Origin of the sequence: Paenibacillus pinistramenti, from assembly GCF_005869875.1 — a bacterium.
Taxonomy (GTDB): domain Bacteria; phylum Bacillota; class Bacilli; order Paenibacillales; family Paenibacillaceae; genus Fontibacillus; species Fontibacillus pinistramenti.
In genome coordinates this window covers 1-23,860 of sequence record NZ_VAWG01000029.1, presented here as the reverse complement: position 1 = coordinate 23,860, position 23,860 = coordinate 1, and the positions used below count along the sequence as shown (strand labels likewise).

Here is a 23,860-nt window from a genome sequence, read left to right as displayed (position 1 = left end):
CGCCCTCAGCCGGCGGCGCGGTTTGCGCGGCAGGCGGTGCACCGCCGCCTGCGCCCTGGCCGCCGTCCGCGCTGCGCGGGGACGGCGCTCCTTCCGGCGGCGTTTCACCCGCCGCCGGCTTCGGCGCTGCCTGCAGCTGCAGCAGCGCCCGGCCCGCCTGCTGCTCGTGCTCCGCACCGAGCAGCTTCAGCACCCGGGCCACCCACGACTCCGTCCCGTGGGCCGGCCCGGCCGCCGCAGCCCCGCTGTCCGCGGGCTGCGCAGTGTCCAGCGCCGCTTCGGCAGGCGCGGCGCTTTCATTCGCAGCCGGGTCTGCACCGGCTGCGGCCCCGGCGGAAGCCCCCGCTGCGCTTGCGCGGGGGCTTCCGCTGCCCGCGGCGAGCTCAGACCGGAGCTCGCCAAGCACGCTCTGCAGCTTCTGCAGCAGAGCGTTTAACCCGGGCGCGGTGCCAGCGCCCGCTCCTGAGGCGGCTCCTCCTGCCGCCGCCCGTCCCGCAGCTGCACCTCCAGCAGCCGCTGATTCGGTTCCCTCACCCTGAGACCCCGCAGCACCAGCGGCCGCTCCTTCAACCAGCCCCTCAGAGCTCGTCTGGCTCACAGCTGGTCCAGACTTGCTTCCTGCAGAATCCGGCTCCAGCAGCAAAGCAAGCTGATCCTCCAGGCTGTTCAGCAGCTGATGAACAGGCGGTCCGTAGATAGCCTGGTGCAGCCCGCTTACAATTTCTGTGCTTAAAGGCAGCCCGCGCTGAACGGCTACCGCAGCAGCGTTCACCCATTCCGGCAAAGAAACCTGAGCAGGTTTGGCTGCCAGTGTTTTTACAAGCGCTTCGGTCTGCTCTTTAGTGACAGGCATTCCTGCCTGCTGCATCAAGCGGACCAGCTCACGGTTGTCAGATGTATCCTCCAAACCGGCATTTTTTAATAACTGCTCTACATTCGCCTCCGAGCCTCCAGCATCTGTACCCGACTGAAGCGGCTTAAGCACCGTTAAGCCGTCCTGGCCGGGAGGCTGTACCTGCATCATCATCGTCTGTCCTTGCTGCAGCGGTGTCTCTAATGAAGCTTTTAGTCGAACCCCCTGAACCTCCACCACAGCTTCCGAGCCGTCTTCCGATACGCTCAGAATACTCCCTCTGACGACTTGTCCCGTTCTCAGCTCAAGCGTTTTGGATTCTGAAGGCTGGCTTTTGCCCAGCGCTCCCCGAATAATAGGACCAATGTTCATCTCCGTACCTGTCCCCCCTTTCAGCTTTATCTTGGTGCCCGGCTAAAACAATTGCTGCTGCTCGTTCAGCAAATTGTTCAAGAAGCTTCTGCGGTGCATAGGCGTCGGGCCGAGCAGCAGCAGCTGCTCCCTGTGCAGCTTGGTTGCATACCCCTTATGTACGGCTATCCCGTATTCCGGATATTTGGCTTCCCATTCCCCTTGGCACAGCCGGTCTCTGGTGACCTTCGCAATAATCGAAGCAGCCGCTATGGACTGACTGTTGGCATCCCCTTTAATAATAGCCACTTGCGGAATTGGCAGATCGACCTTTTCGGCGTCAACAAGCAGATAATCCGGCTGAACGCTCATCTGTTCTACGGCCTGCTTCATGGCCAGCCTGGCGGCCTGTTTAATGTTGATCCGGTCAATGGTCGGCGCATCAACAAACCCTATGCCTACCGCAAGGGCAGATTCCATGATTTGCTCATAAAGCTGCTCTCTTTTCCTCGCGCTCAGCTTCTTGGAATCGTTCACCCCTTCGAGAACAAGACCCTCAGGAAGAATGACCGCAGCCGCAACCACATCTCCAAACAAACAGCCTCTTCCAACCTCGTCAATACCGGCGATATGCCGGTACGATTGTCCCCAATATTCCTTCTCATATATAAGCAAATCTTCCATTTGGTAACCCCTCTTAAACATCCTGATTAATTCACTTCTAAAAATCATCCCGCTGCCTTAAACCGGCTCAATGACACTGCCGCAGCCGAAGACTTTGCAAGCCTTTCCCGCTTCTTCTGGAGCCCGGTAATAAACCGGTTCCTCCCGCTTAATAGATTAACATACCACCGTAGACAGGCCTAGCCCCCATGGAGCCTTGATCATTGCCAATTCCCTTCATTTTTATATCGGCTGTCTGAGGCGGTTCATTCAGGCTTCTTCCCGAAAAAAAGCAAAAAACCGCCGGCGCAGCCAGCGGCATTTTCGCATTTTATTATGTGAATTTCCTTATGCAAATTCCTTTCCCTCAGAAAGGCGATTCAAGCGTGTAACGTCCGGTTTTGCCTGCACGGAGCTCCCGGAGGATGATTCCCGATGCTTTAGCCAAATCAACCCGTCCGCCGCTGACAATGCAGCCTCTCTTCCGGCCAATTTCCTCCATGATTGCGACAATTTCGTCGGGACTTTCAAAGTCCTGCGGCTGCGGCCCCTTGAGGTCATAACGTTCTTTCAGGTGAGGCCAGTAATAACGGGCCAGATACTTGACCGCAAAGAAAGCAATATCCTCCAAATTCAGGATTTCCTCTTTGATCGCACCTGTAACCGCCAGACGGTAACCGACATTTTGATCCTCGAATTTCGGCCACAAAATTCCTGGTGTATCGAGCAGCTCCATCTCGGTGCCAACCTTAATCCACTGCTGGCCTTTCGTAACGCCCGGGCGGTCTCCGGTTACCGCAATATTTTTACCGGCCAAACGATTGATCAGCGTCGACTTGCCTACGTTTGGTATTCCAACGATCAGCGCTCTTACAGGCCTTGGACGGATCCCTTTCGCAATCTGCCGCTCGATTTTCTCCTTAAACAGCTCTCTTGCCTGCTGCGGAATCTCTTTGGTCCCTTGACCTGTAGTAGCATTCACTTCCAGCGCCGCATGGCCCTCTGCCTTAAAATAATCGAGCCATTCCTTCGTCATAGCGGGATCAGCCAAGTCAGATTTGTTCATGACAATCATTCTGGGTTTTCCGTTTAATATTTCATCAATCATGGGGTTGCGGCTGGACAGCGGCAAACGGGCATCAACGAGTTCAATGACTACGTCAATCAGCCCGAGCTTTTCCTGAATCTGTCTCCGCGCCTTGGTCATATGCCCGGGGAACCACTGGATTGTCATCGTAATTTCACCTCAAGTTCCCTTTTACTTTTTCCCTTATTGTCCAATAAAATGTACTTCTTTAAACGGCCAGAAAATAAGATCCGCCCGTCCAACGATGTCCTTATAGGGTATGTAACCAATCATACGGCTGTCTTCACTGTCGGAACGGTTGTCGCCCATCACAAACAAATGCCCCTCCGGCACAGTTCCATCGGTGAATTGATCATTCGGGAACCGTCTCCGCTGATCCTGCGTATCGTCATTATAGAGCTTATCCGCTTGGTGAGCCGCTTCGATCGCATCTTTCAGGTACGGTTCATCAATTACTTGTCCGTTGACCGTAACAGTGTCACCTTCTACCTTAACGGTATCTCCCGGTACAGCGATCACCCGTTTAATGAAGTCCCGTCCTTCCGAAGGAACATGAAAAACAATCACATCCCCACGCCTCGGCTGATGGATATCATAAATAACTTTATTTACAATAATTCTTTGTCCGGTATGGAAATTGGGCTGCATGGAAGGACCATCTACAATAAAGGGCGTAAACAGAACCCAACGAATCAAGAAGACCAGAACGACGGCAATAATAATCGCCTTAATCCATTCCGCCGCTTCATTGCGTTTATGGTCCGGCGCTTGCTGGGATTGCTGCTGGTAGGACTGCTCCATGGGTATCACGCCCTCCGTTTTCAATTATATAAAAATGGCCGGCATTCACCGGTTAACAGTTTCTTTACAGATAAAGCAAGGGGGCTTGATAATCAAGCCCCCTGATGGTCGAAAATGTTAGATTAACGACGCACTTCTTTAATTCTCGCTGCTTTACCGCGAAGTTCACGAAGATAGTACAGCTTCGCACGACGCACTTTACCACGGCGAGCCACTTCGATTTTATCGAGTTTCGGGGAATGAAGCGGGAAAGTTCTTTCCACACCTACACCATTGGAAATTTTACGAACTGTAAAAGTTTCACTGATTCCGCCGCCACGACGCTTGATCACAACACCTTCGAATAACTGGATACGTTCACGGGAACCCTCGATAACCTTAACATGCACTTTTAAAGTGTCACCAGGACGAAAGCTCGGAAGATCCTTACGGAGTTGTTCTTGCGTAATCGCTTGAACGATATTCATCTATGACTCCCTCCTTCCACTCAGGTGTTCTTGCTTCTTCCGGAGACTCCCATGTCTCCTTCATTATCCGCAGAGGACCACCGAATTCACAACAAATGAATTTTATCATAAATCGCTGCCTATATGCAACAAATAAATTGAAATCTCAACACCTTTACTAGATTGGCTGTTTCAGATTATATGAATCGGTATCCTTCATTTTCGAGTAGAGGTCGTTCAGCTGATCGGATTGAACCAGCGCGTCTTTAATTTTGAGCCGTTCCTCTGCCCCCAAGTAAAAAAGCCTCCCATTATATAAATACTTAATCCATGAGAAAAGCTCTCATTCTGAATTCACTTAAAAATATCAATCTTTTCTACTATATTCGTCTATAATTTACGTTTTCCTGATTAAGATTTAATGGTACAATATACAGTGGCCTTATTTAAAGGTCTTCCTTTTTTTGTATACTATTTGCGTTTCCTATCATCTATTTATATGGTTAAAGGAGTCACTTATGCCTAATACAATAATTGCTAATATAGAGTTTTTTACAGCCGCCATCTCTCAAAAAGTTATTTCTGCCTGGCAGGAGGATCCAGCAGGGGTTTACTGTGAAGTAGGACGGGGAGTCGTTGAAAAATATACGGAAACCTATGTACGGATCCGGAATGTCGAAACCGGACGCAAATCCTATTTTGCCAGAGACACAACTATGTTCCAAACGATTTAACAACCCTTATCAGCACGTTAAACCCCACTGCGCCCTGGAAGGGACAATGGGGTTCATTCAGGTTTTGTTTTGTAACCGCGCCTGCTTAACAAGTCCTGTTACATTTTGAGAGCTCAGGCCTGGTCTGCTGTATCCAATTCTGTCTTTGTGTAATAGGCAAGCACATCGTCAACCGTCTGAAAATAAGCGTTTGGCTTCGCCTTTTTCTTCGCCTGCTTCTCCGGCAGATGCGCCGCCGCCTTCAAATGATAAGATTTTTGTCGTGCCATTGTCTTACCTTCCTTTCATACTTCCGCTTCAATCATTTTCAGCTTCAATCATTTCTTCCTCTCCGAGCCAAAGCTTCATTACCCGTAACCCCGGAATCATAAACATCATTCGAAAATAAGAACACAAAAAAACCAGCCGTTATCCGGCTGGCCAAGATTGTTCCCTTATTTTGTCCGCTGCACTGCAAGCCGCAATGCCTTCTATTTTCCCTCTTTCCGGATTTCCTCAAGCCACTGCAAGTCCTGTTTGGATAACTTCAGCTTGTCCAGCAGCTCCGGCCGGCGCTCCCATGTCCGTTTCAGCGCTTGTTTGCGCCGCCATGCTTCGATATTGCTGTGATGTCCGCTCAGCAGAATATCCGGCACTTTCCAGCCCCTGAACTGGGCAGGACGCGTGTAATGGGGATATTCCAGCAGCCCTGTGCTGAATGAATCGGTCACAGCGCTTGTTTCGTTGCCAAGCACGCCGGGCAGCAGCCGGACAACGCTGTCGGTTACAACCATCGCGGGCAGCTCGCCGCCGGTCAGCACATAGTCGCCTACTGAGATTTCATCTGTCACCAGATGCTCCCGGATCCGCTCGTCATAGCCCTCATAATGGCCGCAGATCATGATCAGGTGCTCTTCCTGAGCGAGCTCCTCGGCCTTGACCTGGGAAAAGGGTTCTCCCTGCGGACACAACAAAATGACGCGAGGCGGTTTGGCGTACGAATGCATCGCCCGCTGCTCACCTGCTTCCCCAATGGAGAGCTTACTTCCCGTCTCAGCTTCTCTCCCTGTATCTGGCAAAACGGCTTCGACCGCACGAAAGATCGGGTCCGGCTTTAAGACCATCCCGCCGCCGCCCCCGTAAGGCGTGTCATCCACCGTGCCGTGTTTGCTTTCAGAGTAAGCCCTGAAGTTCACAGCATTTAAGGATACAATCCCTTTCTCCTGCGCTTTGCCCAGAATACTCGAGCCAAATACGCCGGTGAACATCTCGGGAAAAAGGGTCAGCACATCAATCCGCATCGCTTACAGCAACCCTTCCATCAGGTGGATTCTCACCTGTTTGGATTTGACATCCACATCCAGGACCACTTCATCAATTACGGGCAGGAGAAGCTGCTTGCCCTTGTTCATTTTCACAACCCACACGTCATTGGCGCCAGGACGCAAAATTTCCGTAATTTCGCCGATATCCTCGCCTTCTTCCGTTATGACACGGCAGCCGATAATTTCATGGAAATAATACTCGTTCTCCGGCAGTTCAATCGTCTGATCCTTTGTTACTTTCAAATCCCAGCCCTTGTACTTCTCGACCTCGTTAATATTCCCGAATTCCTTGAATTTGAGAATATAGGTCCCTTTATTCGGGCGGGACATCTGAATAGTGACCTCCACCTGCTGGCCGTTCTCTGGGTTCACAAACAGCAGCCGATTCCCTTCTGCAAAGCGAACGTCGGGGAAATCTGTGCTGGACAAAATTTTCAGTTCACCCCGAATGCCGTGCGTATTTACGATTTTTCCAACTGATAACAATGCTTCTGACATAATACCCTCCTAATCTCATCACGCTTGATTCCGCAGTCATATCCCTAATCCGCAGCAGCCGAACTGCCGGGAAAGTCCGGACTTTAACCGGCAAATATAAAAAAGTACAGGGTAAATCCTCTTATACGTTCTTATGTTTGTACGAAAAAGGGCTAGGACATACATCCTAACCCTCTTTCGTATATCTTAAGATATGATGTCCACGGTAACCCGTTTGTCCATCTTCACAGCTGCAGAAGTTACCACCGTACGCAGCGCCTTGGCGATTCGCCCCTGTTTGCCGATAACCTTCCCCACATCATCAGGATGTACGGTCAGCTCGTAAACAACCAGGTTCTCTTTCTCCACGACGTTCACACGGACATCCTCCGGATGATCAACTAAAGCCTTCGCAATAACGCCGACTAATTGCTCCACAAAGGACCCTCCGCATCAGCGATTATTTTTGCAATTTGGACTCATGGAACTTCTTCATTACGCCCGCTTTGCTAAGCAAGTTACGAACAGTATCGGAAGCTTGTGCGCCGTTTTGCAACCATTTCAGAGCTTTCTCTTCATCGATGTTAACTACTGCCGGTACTGTAGTCGGATTGTAGTAACCGATTTCTTCGATAAAGCGTCCGTCACGCGGGGAACGGGAATTCGAAACCACCACGCGGTAGAAAGGAGCCTTGTGAGCACCCATACGTTTCAAACGAATACGAACTGCCATTGAAAAATTCACCTCCTTACAAGAATCAATTTGGTAAACAAGCTGTCTGCTTGCTATACTATCATTCCCTTACCGGTCAACGGAAAGGAAATCTCATGCCCTTGCCTGCTTTGCCTTGCATGCCGCGCAGCATCTTCGCCGCTTTGCCTGCTTTAGGTCCGCCCATCATATCCGTGAGCTGCTTCATCATGCGCCGCATCTCATCAAACTGCTTGATCAGACGGTTAACATCTGCCAGGTTCGACCCGCTGCCTGCAGCAATCCGCTTGCGGCGGCTGTGGTTGATCAGATCCGGGTTCTGCTTCTCTTCCTTTGTCATAGAGCGGACAATGGCTTCGACGCGGCCCATTTGCTTCTCGTCAACCTTGACATCCTTCATCTGCTTCACTTTGCCCATGCCCGGAATCATATCCATGATCTGGTCAATCGGGCCCAGCTTCTTCACTTGCTCCATCTGCTCCAGGAAATCGTCGAACGTGAATTCGGCATTGCGCATCTTGCGCTCCATTTCCTTCGCTTTATCCGCATCGATGCTGGATTGAGCTTTCTCAATCAGGGAGAGCATGTCGCCCATCCCCAAGATCCGGGAAGCCATCCGTTCCGGATGAAACGGCTCAAGCGCATCAATCTTCTCTCCAAGCGATGCAAACTTGATCGGGCAGCCTGTAACGGCTTTGACGGACAAAGCCGCACCACCGCGGGTATCGCCGTCCAGCTTCGTCAGAACAACACCTGTAAGCTCAAGTTGTGCATGGAAGCTCTCTGCCACATTCACGGCGTCCTGCCCCGTCATTGCATCAACAACCAGCAGAACCTCATCAGGAGTAACTGTCGCATGGATCTGCTTCAGTTCTTCCATCAGCTCTTCGTCTACGTGCAGACGGCCGGCGGTATCAATAATCAGATAGTCGTTGCCGTTGTCTTTCGCATGCTGCAGAGCTTGTCTGGCGATTTCTACCGGGCTGATTCCGTCTCCCAGCGTAAACACAGGAACTTTGATCTGCTCGCCGAGCACCTGAAGCTGTTTGATCGCAGCAGGACGGTAAATATCGCCTGCCACCAGCAGCGGCCGGTGATTGCCCTTCAGCAGCATCTTCGCCAGCTTGGCGGAAGTGGTGGTTTTACCAGCGCCCTGCAGACCTGCCATCATGATTACGGTCGGCGGCTTGGTGCTTCGTGCAAGCTTCGTCTGCGTTCCGCCCATCAGCTCGGTCAATTCCTTGTTGACGATGTCGATGATGACCATGCCTGGAGTAAAGCTGCCCATTACTTCGCTGCCGACAGCTTTCTCTTTGACCTTGGATATGAATTCCTTAACGACTTTAAAGTTAACGTCCGCTTCCAGCAGAGCCAGCCGTACCTCGCGCATGGCTTCGTTGACGTCGTCTTCTGAAACCTTGCCTTTGCCTCTCAGCTTGCTGAAGACGTTCTGCAGACGTGTTGTTAAGCTTTCAAATGCCATCCGGGTCACCTCTCTTTCCTGATTGCTTTCGCGTTTCTATCGCTAAATATGGTTTAATTGTAACTTAATGCTTTGTCATAGGCCAATTCAGAGTGTTCTAGAGCGTTTGAAGTCCTTTAATCAGGGAAATCGCGAGGTCTTTATCGGCAGAGGAGATTGTGCTGCCCTGCAGCAGATTCTCCAGCCTGATCAAGTCTTCAGCGGCTTTCTGCTGTTTCTCCAGCAGTCCCAGCTTCTGTTCGTAAACCTCCAGCATCTGTTCGGCCCGTTTAATATGTTCATATACTGCCTGGCGGCTTATCTCGAATTCAGCGGCAATTTCTCCAAGTGAGAAATCGTCATGGAAATAATATTTGAGGAAGGTTTGCTGCTTCTCTGTCAGCAATGGTTCATAGAAATCAAAGAGCAGATTCACTCGAGTTGTCTTCTCAAGCCTATTCTCCTGACTCATTACGGGCACTCCCTCCGTCAAGGAAAATCACTTTACATAGGCACCAACGTTTCTTATCATACAAAACAGCAAAGAAGATGTCAAGCGTAAAACCTTAACATCTTCTTAGTTATTGTGAAAATATGAAATTTGCAAGGAAAACCTTAATGCCAAGGCAGCAGGTAAAGCAGAACTGCGAAGAAATGCAGCACGCTTCCGCCAAGTACAAACAAATGCCAAATGGCATGGTGGTAAGGAAATCCTCTCCACACATAAAACAAGGTTCCAAGCGTATACAGCACGCCGCCGGTTACGAGCAGGGTAACTCCCGCCGCTGGTACGGCTGCAGTAAGCTGCGGCCACATCAGTACGATCAGCCAGCCCATTCCAATGTAAAAGAGGGTGGACATGAACAGAAACCTTTTTACAAAAAAGGCTTTAAATACAACGCCAACGGCGGCGATGCCCCAAACAACGCCAAACAGCGTCCAGCTCAGCGGCCCGCGCGTCGCAACCAGCAGAAACGGCGTGTAAGTCCCTGCAATAAACAGGTAGATCGAGGAGTGGTCAAAGATTTCGAACAAATCCTTGGCCTTCCCTTCTCTTAACCCGTGAACCAGCGTCGAGCAGGAATAAAGCAGCAGCATGCTGACTCCATAAATCGTGAAGCTGACGACATGCCAGGCTGTTCCTTTAATACTTGCAAAAACGATCAGCAGCACCAGCGCGGCAGCACTCAGCAGTGCTCCAACACCATGCGTAACTGCATTGGCCATTTCTTCCCGCCGTGAAAAAGTATGTGTATTCGCCACGTTATTCTCTCCCTTCCCATAGCTGCATCAGCTGCCTAGCCGGGAAATGAAGCGGGAGCGCTATCCCTGCTAGACATTTGAATTCGCAGCATTTTCTTCGTTCTCATCCTCTTCGGTATCGGCAATTAAGCCTGCAAACAAACCGTGAACAAACTGCTCGGAATCAAATTTCTGGAGATCGTCCATCTTTTCGCCTAAGCCAACGAACTTGACCGGCAGGCTGAGCTCCTGGCGGATGGCCACAACGATGCCGCCTTTGGCGGTTCCGTCGAGCTTGGTCAGCACCAGCCCGGTTACACCGCTTTTCTCACCAAAAAGCTTGGCCTGGCTCAGGGCGTTCTGGCCGGTAGTTGCATCCAGCACCATCAGAACCTCGTGCGGCGCACCCGGAATCTCCCGCTGAATGACGCGGTAGATCTTGTTCAGCTCTTCCATCAGGTTTGTCTTATTCTGCAGGCGCCCTGCTGTATCGCACAGCAGAATGTCCGCGCCGCGCTGCTTTGCCGCCTGTACAGCGTCGAACATGACAGCTGCCGGATCGGAGCCTGCCTGCTGTTTGATTACATCGACGCCGACACGCTGTCCCCAGACTTCCAGCTGCTCAATTGCGCCTGCACGGAAGGTATCGCCTGCAGCCATGAGCACCTTCTTGCCCTGCTGCTTGTAACGGTGCGCCAGCTTGCCGATTGTCGTTGTCTTGCCGACACCGTTAACGCCGACAAACAAAATAACCGTAATGCCGTCAGGGTTAAGCCGAATGGAGTTATCTTCATCCCCGCGCAGCAGCCCCCGGATCTTCTCGGATAAAATAGGCTGAAGCTCCGCCGCGTCCTCAATCTTGCGCTGCTTCACTTCTTTCCGCAGATCATCGATGAGCTCCATAACCGTATTTACCCCAACATCGGCCCCGATCAAAATCTCTTCCAGCTCTTCGAAAAATTCCTCATCAATCTTCTTGCGGCGCGTTACCAGCTCCGCTACCTTCTCTACGAAACCCTTGCGGCTCTTCTCAAGGCCCTCTTTAAACTGGCGTGTTACGGATTCGGTTTTGGATGCAATGCTTTCTTTCAGTTTCTTGAAGAAACTCATGTATATCCTCCTACAATATCCGGCCAATCCGGCTTCATGCCCGGACTGACCGGATCCCTTTATATTTTATCCATGTCAAACCAAATAGGTTCCTGCCTACATTATGACATTTGGCTCGTCTCTAAGCAATTTCCGCCTCATCGTCCTCGAGCTTCACGGACACCAGCTTCGAAACGCCGCCTTCTTCCATGGTCACGCCGTATAATACGTCGGCCTCTTCCATGGTGCCTTTGCGGTGGGTAACGACGATAAACTGGGTCTGCTCAGAGAATTCCCGCAGGTACTCGGCGAAACGAACAACGTTCGCTTCATCCAAAGCCGCTTCGACTTCGTCCAGCACGCAGAACGGCACCGGCTTCACATGCAGGATGGCAAACAGCAGGGCCATCGCCGTAAGCGCGCGTTCTCCGCCGGACAGCAGCTGCAGATTTTGCAGCTTCTTGCCCGGAGGCTGAGCCACGATGTCTATGCCGGTCTCCAGCAGATTGTCCGGGTCCATCAGCACCAAATCCGCCCGTCCGCCGCCAAACAGCTTCGCAAAGACGATAACGAACTCCCTGCGGATGGCGTCAAATGTGGATTTGAAGCGCTTGGCCATCTCGTCGTCCATCTCTTTGATCACAACGTACAAAGCGGTTTTGGCTTCGACGAGGTCATTTTTCTGCTCGTTCAGGAATTCGTAACGCTCGGATACCCGCTCATATTCCTCAATGGCCCCGAGGTTGACATCACCCAAAGCGCTAATCGCCCGCTTCAGCTCCTTAACGGCAGCCATCGTTTCGTCTGCATTGTCCGGCACGGCGTACAGCTGCTTGGCACGTTCATATGTCAGCTCATAGTCATCCAGGAGCTTCTTCAGAATGTTGTCCAGCTCTACATCCAGCCGGTTCGCCTGAATTTCAGTCTGCAGCATTCTTTCATCCACGCTCTTCAGAGCGGCCCGCTGCTCTTTCGTTTCGCTCTCGCCTTCTTCCAGCTTGCGGGACAAAGCTGCGCGGGAAGCACGTTTGAGCTCGAGATCCTCGCTTGTACTCTGTTTCTTCAACTTGTTCTCGTTCAGCTGCTCCGTCTGCCGGACGCTCTCCCGCTCGTTATTCTTCAAATCCTGTTCAATGGACTGTAAAATGCGGCGGTTCTGCTCCAGCTCACGCTTGCGGGAGGTCACTTCTTCCTCCAGTCGTGCATAACGCTCATGCAGGGAGAGGGTTTCCTGCTCCAGCTTGCCTTCCCGGATCTTCAGGTCTGTTAATTGGGACTGCAGTTCTTCCTTCGCAGATTCACTGGCTTTCCGTGCAAACTCTGCGGCCTGGATCGACTGCTGAACCTTCAGCTCCTCCGCCTCAAGCTGTGCAAGCTTGTCCGCTGCCGCTTTGGACGCTTTATCAAGTTCTTCAATCTCTTTCTCGTAGTCGCCCTGCTCGCGGCCGTACAGTTCAAATTGTTCCGTAACATGACGATATTCGTGCTCAAGCTGCTTCATCTCGCTGGCCGCCGCTTGCTCCTCAGTACGTTTGCGGTCGCCTTCTGCGCGAAGCCGCTCCAGTTCGGTCTCCGCTTCGCCGATCTGCGTCCGCAGATCGTCCAGGCCTTGACGAAGCTGGGCTATCATGGATTCGCCCTGCTTGATATCGGCGTCGAGCTGCTCCAGCTGCCGGTTTCTGCCCAGCAGATTGCTGTTCTTACGGTGCTGGCTGCCGCCGGTCATGGAGCCACCTGCGTTCACCACATCCCCCTCCAGCGTCACGACGCGGAAGCGGTACTGCAGGCGGGCGGCCATTTTATTGGCGTGCTCCATATTGTCCGCAATCACGACATTGCCTAGCAGGCTCCCGATAATGGCTGCATATCTCGGCTCGTAGCTGACAAGCTCTGCGCCGATGCCGATAAACCCGTTCTCCTGCTGTACGCTCCGTTTATCCTGCTCCGAGATTTGCCGCGGACGAATAACATCCAGCGGCAGGAAAGTAGCCCGGCCAAGCTGGCGCTGCTTTAAGAAGGTAATCGCCTGGCGGGATACCTGCTCATTTTCCATAACGATATGCTGCATGGCTGCGCCAAGCGCAGTTTCAACCGCAAGCTCGATCTTCTCCGGAACGGTCATCAATTCGGCAACCGCGCCGTGAACACCGTGCAGCTGTGATTTGCGTGCCGCCTTCAGCACTTCTTTAACCCCGTGCGCAAAGCCGTCATAGTCGTCCTGCATCTCTTTCATCGTATCGCGGCGGGACACCAGCGCTTCCCGCTTCTGCTCCCAGCGGCGCAGGTTCTCCCGGCTCTCTTCCATCAGCTTCTGCAGGGAGTGGACACGCTCACTGCCGGAAATATACCCGCTGCGCAGGTCCGAAATTTCCTTGGCGTGGCGCTGAAGCACCTTCTCAAGCTCCTGCTTGGCGGCGGTCAACCTTGCCTGCTCTTCGCGCCACTTCGTTCCGTCCTGCTCAGCACGGGACATTCTGCGCTGCACGGCTTCCTTCTGCTGTTCCCCGCTCCGGATATCGTTGCGCGCCTGAGCCATATCATTCATGATCCGCAGCAGCGTGCCTTTGAGCTCTTCTTCCTGTGCGCTGCTGATCCCGCCGGTGACTCCGGCCAGCTTGGCCTCCTCCGCAGACAAAACGCTGCGTACCTCCTCGAGGCCCGCTTTGGCGGCTTCATATTTCTGCCGGACGTAATCAAACTCTTCCTGTCTACGCTTATAGATTTCCTCGCTGGCTCCCAAGGTTTCAGAGAGCTGCTGGCGATTTTGAGTAAGGTTCTTATGGCGTTCCTTCAGCACTTCCCGGTAGCCTTCGCTCTTCTCAAAATTCTCGCTGTACTGCAGCAGATCGCGCTGAAGATTCTCCAGCTCTTCCTCTACCTTTCGCAGTGCCGACCGCTCGGTCTCGAGCTTGGCATCATGAGCCGACACAATTGCCGCAAGGCCAGACTGTTCTTCACGCAGCGCTGCAAGCTTGTCATTCGCTTCGCTCCAGGATTTATGGATTTCCTCAATCTGGTAAATGTAAAGAGAAATTTCTTTATCTTTAAGCCGGCTCCGCAGCTCTTTATAATGCAGTGCCTTCTCAGACTGCTCCTTAAGCGGTCCGATCTGGTCTTCCAGCTCACTGACAAGGTCATGAATCCGAAGCAGGTTCTGCTCGGTATCCTCCAGCTTCTTGCGGGCTTCCTTCTTCCGGGACTTGTATTTCACAATACCTGAGGCTTCCTCAAAAATACCCCGCCGGTCTTCCGAACGGGTGCTCAGAATTTCCTCAATCCGGCCTTGCCCGATAATAGAATAAGCTTCCTTACCGATGCCTGTATCCATAAACAGCTCTGTGATGTCTTTAAGACGGCACGACTGCTTGTTAATCAGATATTCACTTTCCCCGCTGCGGTGGACGCGGCGTGTTACCGTAACCTCGTTAAAATCAAGCGGGAGTGCCTGGTCGCTGTTATCCAGCGTCAGGGATACTTCTCCGTAGTTAACGGCTTTACGGGCATCACTCCCGGCAAAAATAATATCCTCCATCTTGCCGCCCCGCAGCGATTTGGCGCTTTGCTCGCCCAGGACCCACCGGATGCCGTCGGAAATATTGCTCTTTCCGCTGCCGTTCGGTCCTACAACCGCCGTGATCCCGCGTACAAATTCCATCTCCGTTTTATCGGCAAAAGATTTAAATCCTGACAATTCAATCCTCTTTAAAAACATACGTTCCAAATCACCTCTAAAGCCTATTGTACCACAGGTTTCCGACACATTTGGACATTCTCCCAAATAAAATAAACCCGGCTGTGCTGAATCCGGCCTAGGATAATGCCCCATGTGACAGCAAGCTTTGAAGCCTCATCCGGCTGCGCCCTGAGAGGCCCACGCCCACAAAAAAAGCGCCCTCTCCCAAGAGAAGGCGCTCTCCGTTATCGTTCAATTGAGCTTAACTCTTTCAATGCCACCGCCGCAGCCTGCTGCTCGGCTTCTTTCTTGGAGCGTCCGGTTCCCCGGCCCAGGCATCGTCCCTCCATATAAACCTCGGAGACGAATTCCCGTTCGTGAGCCGGCCCTCGCTCTTCTACAATCCGGTACTCAAGCGTGCCCAGATTGTGATGCTGAGTCAGCTCCTGAAGCTCTGTTTTATAGTCCGTGATCTGCATCTTCCCGCCGCCTAATTCGAGCACTGGGAATACGTATTTATCCAGAAATTGCTTAACCCTCTCCAAGCCCTGATCAAGATACAGAGCTCCGATGAAAGATTCGAATACGTCTGCAAGAAGAGCAGGTCTTGTCCGTCCGCCTGTCAGTTCTTCACCTTTGCCCAGGAGCACGTATCGTCCGAAATCCAGACTTTCGGCCAGCTTGACCAGTGAAGGCTCACACACAATTGCCGCTCTCAGCTTGGTCAATTCGCCTTCAGGACGGTCAGGGAACAGACGATACAAATATTCCGAAACAGTCAGCTCCAGTACAGCATCCCCTAAAAATTCAAGCCGTTCATTATCCGCCTGCTGGCTGAATCTGTGTTCATTCACATAAGAAGCATGTGTAAATGCCTGCTTCAGCAGCTGCTTATCCTGAAATTGAATATGAAGTTTATGCTGTAATTGCTTCAGATCTCCATTCAACAGACTAAACTCCCTTATGCTTCAAATTTCTTTAGAATGATGGTTGCGTTGTGTCCGCCAAAACCGAAGGAGTTTGACATAACCACTTTCAGATCAGCCTGTCTTGGTGTGTTAGGCACATAATCCAGATCACATTCCGGATCCTGATTGTCCAGGTTGATCGTTGGAGGAATAATGCCATGTCCCAAAGCCAAGCTGCAAATAACTGCCTCTACGCCGCCTGCAGCGCCAAGCAAATGGCCTGTCATGGATTTGGTAGAGCTCACAGCAACTTTATAGGCATGATCGCCAAGAGCCGCTTTGACTGCTTTCGTCTCTGAACGGTCTCCTACCGGTGTGGAAGTACCATGGGCATTGATGTAGTCAATTTCCTCAGGTTTAATTCCTGCGTCGCGGATCGCCATCTTCATGCAGCGGGCAGCGCCTTCCGGATCAGGCTCCGTCATATGATGGGCATCACCGCTCAGACCGTAGCCGATGACCTCGCCATAAATTTTGGCGCCGCGGGCAAGGGCGTGCTCCAGAGATTCCAGAACAAGAACGCCGGCTCCTTCACCCATAACAAACCCGTCACGGTCGACGTCAAACGGCCGGCTCGCCTTCTGCGGCTCGTCGTTACGCGTAGACATCGCTCGCATCGAGCAGAAACCAGCCAAGCCTGTCGGACGAATCGTTGCTTCCGCTCCGCCGCAGATCATGGCATCCGCATCGCCGCGCTGGATAATTCGCATGGAATCGCCAATCGAGTGACTTCCAGTTGCGCAAGCTGTTACCTGTGCGGTATTCGGTCCTTTAGCTCCGAACATGATCGACATCTGACCGGAGGCCATATTGGCGATCATCATCGGAATAAAGAACGGGCTGACCCGTTTAGGGCCTTTCTCAAGCAAAATATTGTGCTGGTCCTCCCACGTCCCCAGGCCGCCAATCCCGGAACCAATCGAAACACCGATCCGCTCGGCATCAACATTGCTGCCGATGTCAATTCCGCTGTCCTTAAGGGCCATGGACCCAGCCGCTACCGCAAATTGAACAAAACGGTCCATCTTGCGGGCTTCCTTGCGGTCCATATAATTCTCAGGGTTAAATTCCTTGGCAGATGCCGCAATACGGGTTGGGTACTCGCTGACATCAAAAGCCTCAATCTCGCTTACGCCGGATTTGCCGGCCATCAGATTGTCCCAGAATGTATTCAGGTCTTCTCCAAGGGACGTAACAACGCCCATCCCCGTTACTACTACTCTATGTTTCAAACACACTCACCTCGTAACAGACGTCATGTGCAATATTGTCGTCATTAGTATTGTTGTCAGCCTTACATTCAAAAAATGAGTGATAAAAATGAGGAGAAGTCCCGCCTACTAATAAGGAGGTACGGGACTTGTAGATGACTTAGGTATGAGATTGTATGTAATTTACAACTTCACCTACGGTCGTAATCTTCTCTGCATCTTCATCTGAAATTTCCAGATCGAATTCGTCTTCGAGTTCCATAACCAATTCAACTACGTCGAGAGAATCAGCACCCAAATCGTCTTTGAAAGACGCTTCAAGCGTAACTTCAGCCTCGTCGGCACCCAAACGGTCCACAACGATGCGTTTTACGCGTTCAAATACATCGGACATCCGGTTCACCTCCTCCATGGTATTATACGAGAATTGAAGTTAAAATGCCATAGTCTGTGAAAACCATGTGAACGAAACAGGCTTACATGTACATGCCGCCGTCGATATGCAGCGTCTGGCCGGTCATATAGCTGGCATCATCAGAGGCCAGAAAAACAACTGCCTTCGCCACTTCCTCCGGCTTGCCAAGCCGCGCAAGCGGGATTTGGCCGAGGATTTTTGCACGGATATCTTCAGGCAGTTCGCCGGTCATATCCGTTCCGATAAAGCCGGGAGCCACGCAGTTGACGGTGATGCCGCGCGTTGCCAGTTCCTGGGCTGCGGTTTTGGTCAAACCGATCACGCCTGCCTTAGCCGCTACATAATTGGCTTGGCCGGGATTCCCCGTCACGCCGACGACAGAAGAAATGTTAATGATCCGCCCGGAACGCTGCTTCATCATCTGGCGGGTTACGGCTTTGATCCCGTTGAACACGCCTTTCAGATTCGTCTCGATCACCGAGTCAAAATCCTCTTCCTTCATTCTCATGATGAGGTTGTCACGGGTAATGCCGGCATTGTTCACGAGAATGTCAATGCTTCCGAACGCTTCAAGCGTCCGGCTGACAAGCTCCTCAAACTGTTTGCTGTCTCCAACATGTCCCTGGACTGCAAACGATTTGACTCCCATTGCCTCAATCTCACTGACTACGCCGTTAGCAGCGGATTCATTCCCTGCATAATTGACCACCACATTTGCTCCCGCTTCAGCAAGCGCCAGAGCAATGCTGCGTCCAATGCCGCGTGAAGCGCCGGTCACAATTGCCGACTTGCCTTCAAGAGACTTCATCAGGTAAGGTCTCCTTTCCTAAAGGTAAATATAATTGCTATTTCACACCGTCTCATAGCTTACGCAAGAATCAGGAAATATGCAAATTCAAATATTATTGCTTTAGCTGCTCCGCAGTCTGCTTCACAGCTTCCAGATTGTTAACGTTCAGAATCCGTACGGATTTGTCGATCTTCTTGATGAGGCCGGAAAGGACACTTCCAGGGCCGATTTCGACAAAAGTATCCACGCCTTCACCGATCAGATAGCGGACGCTGTCCTCCCATAATACCGGGGAGTAGACCTGTTCCACAAGCAGGGAAGCAATATGCTGCCCTTCGGCAAGAGGCGCTGCTGTAACGTTAAACACAACCGGAAGCTGGGCTTCATGGAACTTAGCTGCAGCCAGCTTGTCAGCAAGCTTGCCGGATGCTTCCTTCATCAGCGAGGAATGGAAAGGACCGCTCACTTCCAGCGGAATCGCCCGCTTGGCGCCGATCTCCTTCACACGCTCAACCACAGCGGCGACCCCTTCTTTGCTGCCCGAAACTACGATCTGACCCGGACAATTGACATTCGCAAGTTCCACCAGGCCGCCTTTGGAACTGATATCGCTGCAAAGTCCTGCAAGCGCTTCACGCTCCGCGCCCAGCACAGCTGCCATTGCGCCCTGGCCGCCCGGAACTGCCTGCTCCATAAATTCGCCTCTTGCACGGACCAGCGCTACCGCATCTTCAAAAGTAAAGACTCCGGCTGCCGTCAGTGCGGAATACTCGCCAAGACTGTGTCCCGCAGCGAAATCCGCCTTAACGCCTTCAGCCAGCAGCGCCTGAAGCAGCACATAGCTTGTTGTCAGAAGCGCAGGCTGTGTATTGGCCGTCTTCTTCAGCTCATCCTCAGGTCCTTCAAAGATCAGTTTGGCGAGGTCAAAACCAAGCACAGCATTGGCTTTCTCGAAGCTGTCACGGGAGGAAGGCGAAGCCTCATACATATCTTTGCCCATTCCAACGGTTTGGGAACCCTGTCCCGGAAAAACAAATGCAATTTTGCCCATTTCATCCACTCCTTAGAAAAACGTTCGGCAAAAGAAACCCTGTTTCCTGCCATGCAGAAAACAGGTTCTCTGCCATCCAAATGGTTACAGAAACAGAAAATAGCCTGCTGTTACCAAACGAGGGTTGCGGCCCCCCAGGTCAAACCGCCGCCGAAGCCGACGAGGAGCACCTTGTCGCCTTCTTTAATCCGGCCTTCTTCCGCAGCTTCAACCAAGGCCAGCGGGATGGAAGCGGCCGAAGTATTGGCATACTTATCCACGTTGATCACACATTTCTCTTCAGGCAATTCCAGTCGCTGCATGGCGGACTGAATAATGCGGATGTTAGCCTGGTGCGGTACAAACAGATCGATGTCTTCCTTGGTGAAGCCCGCCTTGCGGAGAACCTCATCCGTAGCTGTACCCATTACGCGTACAGCAAATTTAAAGACCTCGCGGCCGTTCATGTAGATGTAATGCTTGCCGTTCTTAACCGTTTCTTCCGAAGCCGGCAGTCTGGAGCCGCCTGCTTCCAGGTTAAGCAAAGGTCCGCCCGTTCCTTCCGCGCCCAAATCAAAGGACTTGAAGCCGCGGCCTTCAGAGACAGGTCCAAGCACTACCGCTCCTGCTCCGTCGCCGAACAGAACACAGGTATTACGGTCCGTATAATCCGTAATGCGAGACAGGGTGTCCGCGCCGATCACAAGCGCGTTGCCGTACATGCCGCTGCCGATGAAGTTAACAGCAGTTGCCAGACTGTAGACAAAACCCGAGCAGGCGGCAGAGAGATCAAATGCAGCCGCTTTCTTCGCGCCCAGCTTCTCCTGCAGGATGCATGCAGTCGAAGGGAACGCCATATCGGGTGTGATGGTTGCAACAATAATCAAATCCAGTTCTTCCGCTTTCAGGCCTGCTTTATCAAGCGCACGGACAGCAGCTTCATAAGCCAGGTCCGAGGTTGCCTGCTCAGGAGCGGCAATATGGCGCTCCCGAATCCCTGTGCGGGAAACGATCCATTCGTCGTTCGTTTCCACCATCTTTTCCAGATCTGCGTTGGTCAATACTTTCTCCGGCACGTACATGCCTGTTCCAATAATTCCTACCGGCCGTAAATTCATTCCTCTGTCACTCTCCCGGTGATTTCCTTAGTTATACTTTCGATCAGCTGACTTTGCAGTGCCGCCCGCGCCTGGCGGACAGCATTCTTGATAGCTCCGGCATCCGATGAGCCGTGGCCCTTGATAACAAGGCCGCTCAAACCGAGCAGCGGCGCTCCGCCGTGCTCTTTATAGTCCATTTTACCTTTCAATCCCCGGAGCGACGGCATCAGCACGGCTGCGGCAAGCTTGGATTTCAGGTTCTTGGTAAATTCCTCTTTCAGCAGTGAAAATAAAGTTCCGGCTGTGCCTTCCATCGCCTTGAGAAGTATATTACCCGCAAAGCCGTCACATACAAGCACGTCACAGGCTCCTACCAGCACATCCCTGGATTCGACATTACCGACAAAGTTAATGGGCAGCGCCTCAAGGAGCGGATATGCCGCCTTGGTCAATTCATTGCCTTTCATCGCTTCAGTCCCGACATTGAGCAGTCCGACCCGCGGCGACGAAATGCCGTGAACCTTCTGACGGTAAATACTGCCCATAAGCGCGTACTGGGCAAGATGCTCCGGTTTGGCATCCATATTGGCGCCCAGATCAAGCGCAAGCGTGCCTTTGTCGTCAATCGTGGGCAGCAGCGGTGCAAGTCCGGGCCGCTCGATCCCCTTCATCCGTCCGACCACAAGCAATCCGGTTGTCATCAGAGCTCCGGTATTGCCGGCGGAAATCATCGCTTCTGCCTGGCCTTCCTTCACCATCCGTCCCGCCACAACCATGGAGGCGTCTTTCTTGCGGCGGACCGCCTTCACAGGCTCTTCTTCGCCGCTGATCACCTCTGACGCATGATGAACGGACAGATTGGGCAGACGTTCCTTCAGCATCGGATCCAGAACGGCCTGGTCACCTACGAGAATAATCTCAATGTCCGGCCATTCTTTGGCCGCTGACAAAGCTCCCTCCACTGTACTTTGAGGCGCAAAATCACCGCCCATGGCGTCAATGGCTATCCGCATGAATGCTCCCCCTTTCATCTCGCTCGGCACCTGCCGAACGGTAAATGACAAAGTTACCGTGAAACACCATTTCTTCCCCCACATAAGTGAAAACTTCTACCTTAGCTTTCGCTTTGCTCTCCTGTCCTGAACGCACATAGGCCTTGGCAATGCATTTCTCGCCCAAATGCACGGAGCGAACAAAGCGGATATCGGCTGAGAATGTAAGCGCGATCTCGTCATTTATGACAGCAACCGCCAAGGAATTCGCCTGGGCAAAGACATGGTGTCCGCGGGCAATACCGGTACGGGAGAACACATGCTCCTCACGGATTTCATAAATGGAAATTCCGCTCTTATCCAGCTGCAGATCCACGATTTCACCGATCACCTCGTCAAGCGGAAGCGAACGAACGGTATCGTAAGAACGTTCAGCCATCAGCTTCAGCCGCTCCCTGAGCTCCGGAATGCCAAGCTCCAGCCTGTCAAGCCTGATCGTTTGGATACTGACCTTCAGCTGCCGGGTTAATTCCTGATCAGTGATAAAAGGATTCTCTTCTATAATCAACGCAAGCTTCTGCTGCCGGGCTTTCTTGGGCAATCGTTCGATGAATGCCGCCTCCTTCTCAGAAAAAGGCGCCTGCGCCAATCGGCATGGTGTCAGCCTCTTACTGGTGTTGTTGTCCTTGACTAATAATAAGAAAAAGGATAAGGATTTGTTCTTCCCGTTGTTCCGGTTAGAACCAGGTACTAAAACCAGTATAAAGCATCTTCCCCCAAAAAGAAAGGGAACACCCGGCATACGGCCGGTGATCAGAGAGTTGCCGGACCGGCGGAGCGGCTGCGGAAGTCGCGGCGGCAGCAATGGAGCATTTTAAATCTATTAGAAAATAAAAAAATAGCACCTCACCATAAGGTGAAGTGCTACTCAAAGACCTCGATTTAAGGCAGGCGTTCTATCGAACGCTGCAGCTTCAATCAGGTTAAGATGATCTAGGTTTAAGATATCTGCTGAGCGCAATGATAAACTACGCTTTGATAACTTCTCTAGATTTGTATGTTCCGCAAACTTTGCAAACGTGGTGAGCAAGCTTCAATTCTCCACATTGTTCACATTTTACCATACCCGGTACAGCCAATTTAAAATGCGTGCGGCGTTTGTCGCGGCGCGTTTTGGACGTTCTCCGTTGAGGTACTGCCATGATTCCCACCTCCTTATTTAAGTCAACCCTATAGGTGTGTTGCAATCATTATCATTTGAAAAAATCTTTGAGTGCCGCAAGGCGCGGATCAACGGCAGTTGTATCGCAGCCGCATTCATGCTCGTTGAGGTTTGTTCCGCATGCCGGGCAAAGCCCCTTGCAATCGTCCTTGCAGACGACCGCGAACGGAAGATTCAGCATAAAACTTTCCTCCAAGTAAGGGACGAGATCCACACTCTCGTCTACAACATAGATGGCGTTGTCATCCATGTCTTCTTCCTGCTCAGGCTCTTGTTCATGTATAAACCGTTCCTTAAAGTCAATATCGACTGCACGGCTGACCGGGGTCAGGCATCTGGAGCAGGCTACGTTAAGCTCTGCCTTCAGCGTTCCTCTCACATCGACCATATCCTCTCCTGCGGCATAAAGCTGAAGATCAGCTGCAAGCGGAGATACGGAAGCAATGTCCTTACGGCCCTTAATCAAATCCGATACATCCAAAGACTCGTGAAACTTTGTCGGCCCTTCGGCGGATGCTGCTTTGCGAAATTGAAAGTGCATGATCATCACTCCAAACAAACAAAAATAATTATACCGATCATATCAAAGATTTGTCAAGAAATTCTCTTGATATGTTCTGAACTAGCATGCCGCAAAGGCATCTATTCTAGACGTGTTTAAACCAAACGTTTAAACATGTTATAGTACAAATACTTCATCCAGGCAAGACATTCTGCAAGGAACCGGTTAAACCCTCAAGAAGAAGGAGTACAAAATGTGAAAACGGTCGGCTTAATCGTGGAATATAATCCGCTGCATAACGGGCATGTCCATCATTTTCAGGAAGCAAAAATCCTCACTGGAGCCGAAGCGGCTGTGGCCGTGATGAGCGGAAACTTCCTGCAGCGCGGGGAACCCGCGGTCGTGGACAAATGGACACGGGCGGAAATGGCGCTCCGCATGGGCGCAGACCTTGTGCTGGAGCTGCCGGTGTCTTATGCGGTGCAGCCCGCCGAGTGGTTCGCGTACGGTGCCGTCAAGCTGCTTGACAGCACCGGCGTCGTCACTGACCTCTGCTTCGGCACCGAGGCGGGCGATCTGGCGCAGCTCCTGCCGCTGGCGGAGCTGCTGGCGCGCGAGAGCGGCGAGCTGAAAGCCGCTCTCGCGCAGGAGCTGGCCGGCGGGGCAAGCTACCCCGCCGCCTACGCGGCCGCGGCAGCACGGCTTGCCGCGGCGCAGCATGGCGCGCCCCCCGCAG

General features: G+C 52.1%; 27 protein-coding genes and 1 pseudogene. 3 read left to right on the top strand and 25 right to left on the bottom strand.

Annotated features, from left to right (window positions below; genetic code table 11):
• From FCN15_RS19250 to rplS, 5 genes and pseudogenes are all read right to left on the bottom strand, one after another.
• Positions 1-1,225: pseudogene (locus FCN15_RS19250) on the bottom strand (flagellar hook-length control protein FliK); the annotation flags it as partial.
• Between the two features lie 42 nt (positions 1,226-1,267).
• Positions 1,268-1,909: a ribonuclease HII gene (locus tag FCN15_RS18770; RefSeq protein ID WP_275259496.1), complete on the bottom strand. Its 642-nt coding sequence runs from the start codon at positions 1,907-1,909 to the stop codon at positions 1,268-1,270.
• Between the two features lie 325 nt (positions 1,910-2,234).
• Positions 2,235-3,101 (bottom strand): ribosome biogenesis GTPase YlqF, encoded by an 867-nt coding sequence (ylqF, locus tag FCN15_RS18765; protein ID WP_138496605.1) that lies wholly within the window; start codon positions 3,099-3,101, stop codon positions 2,235-2,237.
• A gap of 36 nt (positions 3,102-3,137) precedes the next feature.
• Positions 3,138-3,755 carry a signal peptidase I gene (gene lepB / locus FCN15_RS18760; protein ID WP_138496603.1) on the bottom strand — a complete coding sequence of 206 codons (618 nt, stop codon included), beginning with the start codon at positions 3,753-3,755 and terminating at the stop codon, positions 3,138-3,140.
• Positions 3,756-3,877: 122 nt separating this feature from the next.
• Entirely contained in the window at positions 3,878-4,222 is a 345-nt protein-coding gene (gene rplS / locus FCN15_RS18755) for a 50S ribosomal protein L19 (RefSeq protein WP_138496602.1), read from the bottom strand.
• A 497-nt stretch (positions 4,223-4,719) separates the two neighbouring features.
• On the opposite strand from rplS, the gene FCN15_RS18750 reads away from it, so the two are divergent.
• Positions 4,720-4,935: a hypothetical protein gene (locus FCN15_RS18750; protein ID WP_138496600.1), complete on the top strand. Its 216-nt coding sequence runs from the start codon at positions 4,720-4,722 to the stop codon at positions 4,933-4,935.
• A 113-nt stretch (positions 4,936-5,048) separates the two neighbouring features.
• On the opposite strand, the gene FCN15_RS19245 is transcribed toward FCN15_RS18750, so the two are convergent.
• From FCN15_RS19245 to fapR, 18 genes are all read right to left on the bottom strand, one after another.
• Positions 5,049-5,204 (bottom strand): hypothetical protein, encoded by a 156-nt coding sequence (locus FCN15_RS19245; protein WP_162515408.1) that lies wholly within the window; start codon positions 5,202-5,204, stop codon positions 5,049-5,051.
• A gap of 201 nt (positions 5,205-5,405) precedes the next feature.
• Positions 5,406-6,215 carry a tRNA (guanosine(37)-N1)-methyltransferase TrmD gene (gene trmD / locus FCN15_RS18745; protein WP_138496598.1) on the bottom strand — a complete coding sequence of 270 codons (810 nt, stop codon included), beginning with the start codon at positions 6,213-6,215 and terminating at the stop codon, positions 5,406-5,408.
• Between the two features lie 3 nt (positions 6,216-6,218).
• On the bottom strand, positions 6,219-6,737 hold the full coding sequence (rimM, locus tag FCN15_RS18740) for a ribosome maturation factor RimM (RefSeq protein ID WP_138496596.1): 519 nt from the start codon (positions 6,735-6,737) through the stop codon (positions 6,219-6,221).
• 186 nt (positions 6,738-6,923) lie between these two features.
• On the bottom strand, positions 6,924-7,154 hold the full coding sequence (locus FCN15_RS18735; RefSeq protein WP_138496594.1) for a KH domain-containing protein: 231 nt from the start codon (positions 7,152-7,154) through the stop codon (positions 6,924-6,926).
• A gap of 22 nt (positions 7,155-7,176) precedes the next feature.
• Positions 7,177-7,449, bottom strand: coding sequence for a 30S ribosomal protein S16 (gene rpsP / locus FCN15_RS18730; RefSeq protein ID WP_138496592.1), 273 nt, complete (start codon positions 7,447-7,449; stop codon positions 7,177-7,179).
• Positions 7,450-7,525: 76 nt separating this feature from the next.
• A complete protein-coding gene (gene ffh / locus FCN15_RS18725; protein ID WP_138496590.1) occupies positions 7,526-8,911 on the bottom strand; it encodes a signal recognition particle protein in 1,386 nt (461 codons plus the stop codon).
• A 97-nt stretch (positions 8,912-9,008) separates the two neighbouring features.
• Positions 9,009-9,362 (bottom strand): putative DNA-binding protein, encoded by a 354-nt coding sequence (locus FCN15_RS18720; protein ID WP_138496588.1) that lies wholly within the window; start codon positions 9,360-9,362, stop codon positions 9,009-9,011.
• A gap of 143 nt (positions 9,363-9,505) precedes the next feature.
• Positions 9,506-10,153 carry a PAQR family membrane homeostasis protein TrhA gene (gene trhA / locus FCN15_RS18715; protein ID WP_138496586.1) on the bottom strand — a complete coding sequence of 216 codons (648 nt, stop codon included), beginning with the start codon at positions 10,151-10,153 and terminating at the stop codon, positions 9,506-9,508.
• A gap of 69 nt (positions 10,154-10,222) precedes the next feature.
• Positions 10,223-11,242, bottom strand: coding sequence for a signal recognition particle-docking protein FtsY (gene ftsY / locus FCN15_RS18710; RefSeq protein WP_138496584.1), 1,020 nt, complete (start codon positions 11,240-11,242; stop codon positions 10,223-10,225).
• 121 nt (positions 11,243-11,363) lie between these two features.
• Positions 11,364-14,933, bottom strand: a complete 3,570-nt coding sequence (gene smc, locus FCN15_RS18705; protein WP_138496583.1) for a chromosome segregation protein SMC — start codon at positions 14,931-14,933, stop codon at positions 11,364-11,366.
• A 206-nt stretch (positions 14,934-15,139) separates the two neighbouring features.
• A complete protein-coding gene (gene rnc, locus FCN15_RS18700; protein WP_138496581.1) occupies positions 15,140-15,841 on the bottom strand; it encodes a ribonuclease III in 702 nt (233 codons plus the stop codon).
• Positions 15,842-15,855: 14 nt separating this feature from the next.
• Complete coding sequence (gene fabF / locus FCN15_RS18695; protein ID WP_138496580.1) at positions 15,856-17,094, bottom strand: beta-ketoacyl-ACP synthase II; 1,239 nt, start codon at positions 17,092-17,094, stop codon at positions 15,856-15,858.
• 139 nt (positions 17,095-17,233) lie between these two features.
• A complete protein-coding gene (acpP, locus tag FCN15_RS18690; RefSeq protein ID WP_068694558.1) occupies positions 17,234-17,467 on the bottom strand; it encodes an acyl carrier protein in 234 nt (77 codons plus the stop codon).
• An 82-nt stretch (positions 17,468-17,549) separates the two neighbouring features.
• The gene (fabG, locus tag FCN15_RS18685; protein ID WP_138496578.1) at positions 17,550-18,296 is read right to left on the bottom strand and encodes a 3-oxoacyl-[acyl-carrier-protein] reductase; all 747 of its coding nucleotides are present in this window, start codon (positions 18,294-18,296) and stop codon (positions 17,550-17,552) included.
• A 94-nt stretch (positions 18,297-18,390) separates the two neighbouring features.
• Positions 18,391-19,329, bottom strand: coding sequence for an ACP S-malonyltransferase (gene fabD, locus FCN15_RS18680; protein WP_138496576.1), 939 nt, complete (start codon positions 19,327-19,329; stop codon positions 18,391-18,393).
• Positions 19,330-19,439: 110 nt separating this feature from the next.
• Positions 19,440-20,426: a beta-ketoacyl-ACP synthase III gene (locus tag FCN15_RS18675; RefSeq protein ID WP_138496574.1), complete on the bottom strand. Its 987-nt coding sequence runs from the start codon at positions 20,424-20,426 to the stop codon at positions 19,440-19,442.
• Positions 20,423-21,421 (bottom strand): phosphate acyltransferase PlsX, encoded by a 999-nt coding sequence (gene plsX / locus FCN15_RS18670; RefSeq protein WP_138496572.1) that lies wholly within the window; start codon positions 21,419-21,421, stop codon positions 20,423-20,425. Before plsX ends, FCN15_RS18675 begins: the two co-directional genes overlap by 4 nt.
• Positions 21,405-22,001, bottom strand: a complete 597-nt coding sequence (fapR, locus tag FCN15_RS18665; RefSeq protein WP_138496570.1) for a transcription factor FapR — start codon at positions 21,999-22,001, stop codon at positions 21,405-21,407. The genes plsX and fapR overlap by 17 nt, the downstream gene beginning before the upstream one ends.
• Between fapR and FCN15_RS19240 the strand changes: the two genes are divergently transcribed.
• Entirely contained in the window at positions 21,994-22,278 is a 285-nt protein-coding gene (locus FCN15_RS19240; RefSeq protein WP_162515407.1) for a hypothetical protein, read from the top strand. The genes fapR and FCN15_RS19240 overlap by 8 nt on opposite strands.
• Positions 22,279-22,428: 150 nt before the next feature.
• Here the strand turns inward: FCN15_RS19240 and rpmF are convergent, their stop codons facing one another.
• Complete coding sequence (rpmF, locus tag FCN15_RS18660) at positions 22,429-22,602, bottom strand: 50S ribosomal protein L32 (RefSeq protein ID WP_094092478.1); 174 nt, start codon at positions 22,600-22,602, stop codon at positions 22,429-22,431.
• Positions 22,603-22,653: 51 nt separating this feature from the next.
• Positions 22,654-23,163: a YceD family protein gene (locus FCN15_RS18655; RefSeq protein ID WP_138496569.1), complete on the bottom strand. Its 510-nt coding sequence runs from the start codon at positions 23,161-23,163 to the stop codon at positions 22,654-22,656.
• 216 nt (positions 23,164-23,379) lie between these two features.
• Between FCN15_RS18655 and FCN15_RS18650 the strand changes: the two genes are divergently transcribed.
• The coding region (locus tag FCN15_RS18650) for a nucleotidyltransferase family protein (protein WP_138496567.1) at positions 23,380-23,860 on the top strand (481 nt) is incomplete at its 3' end.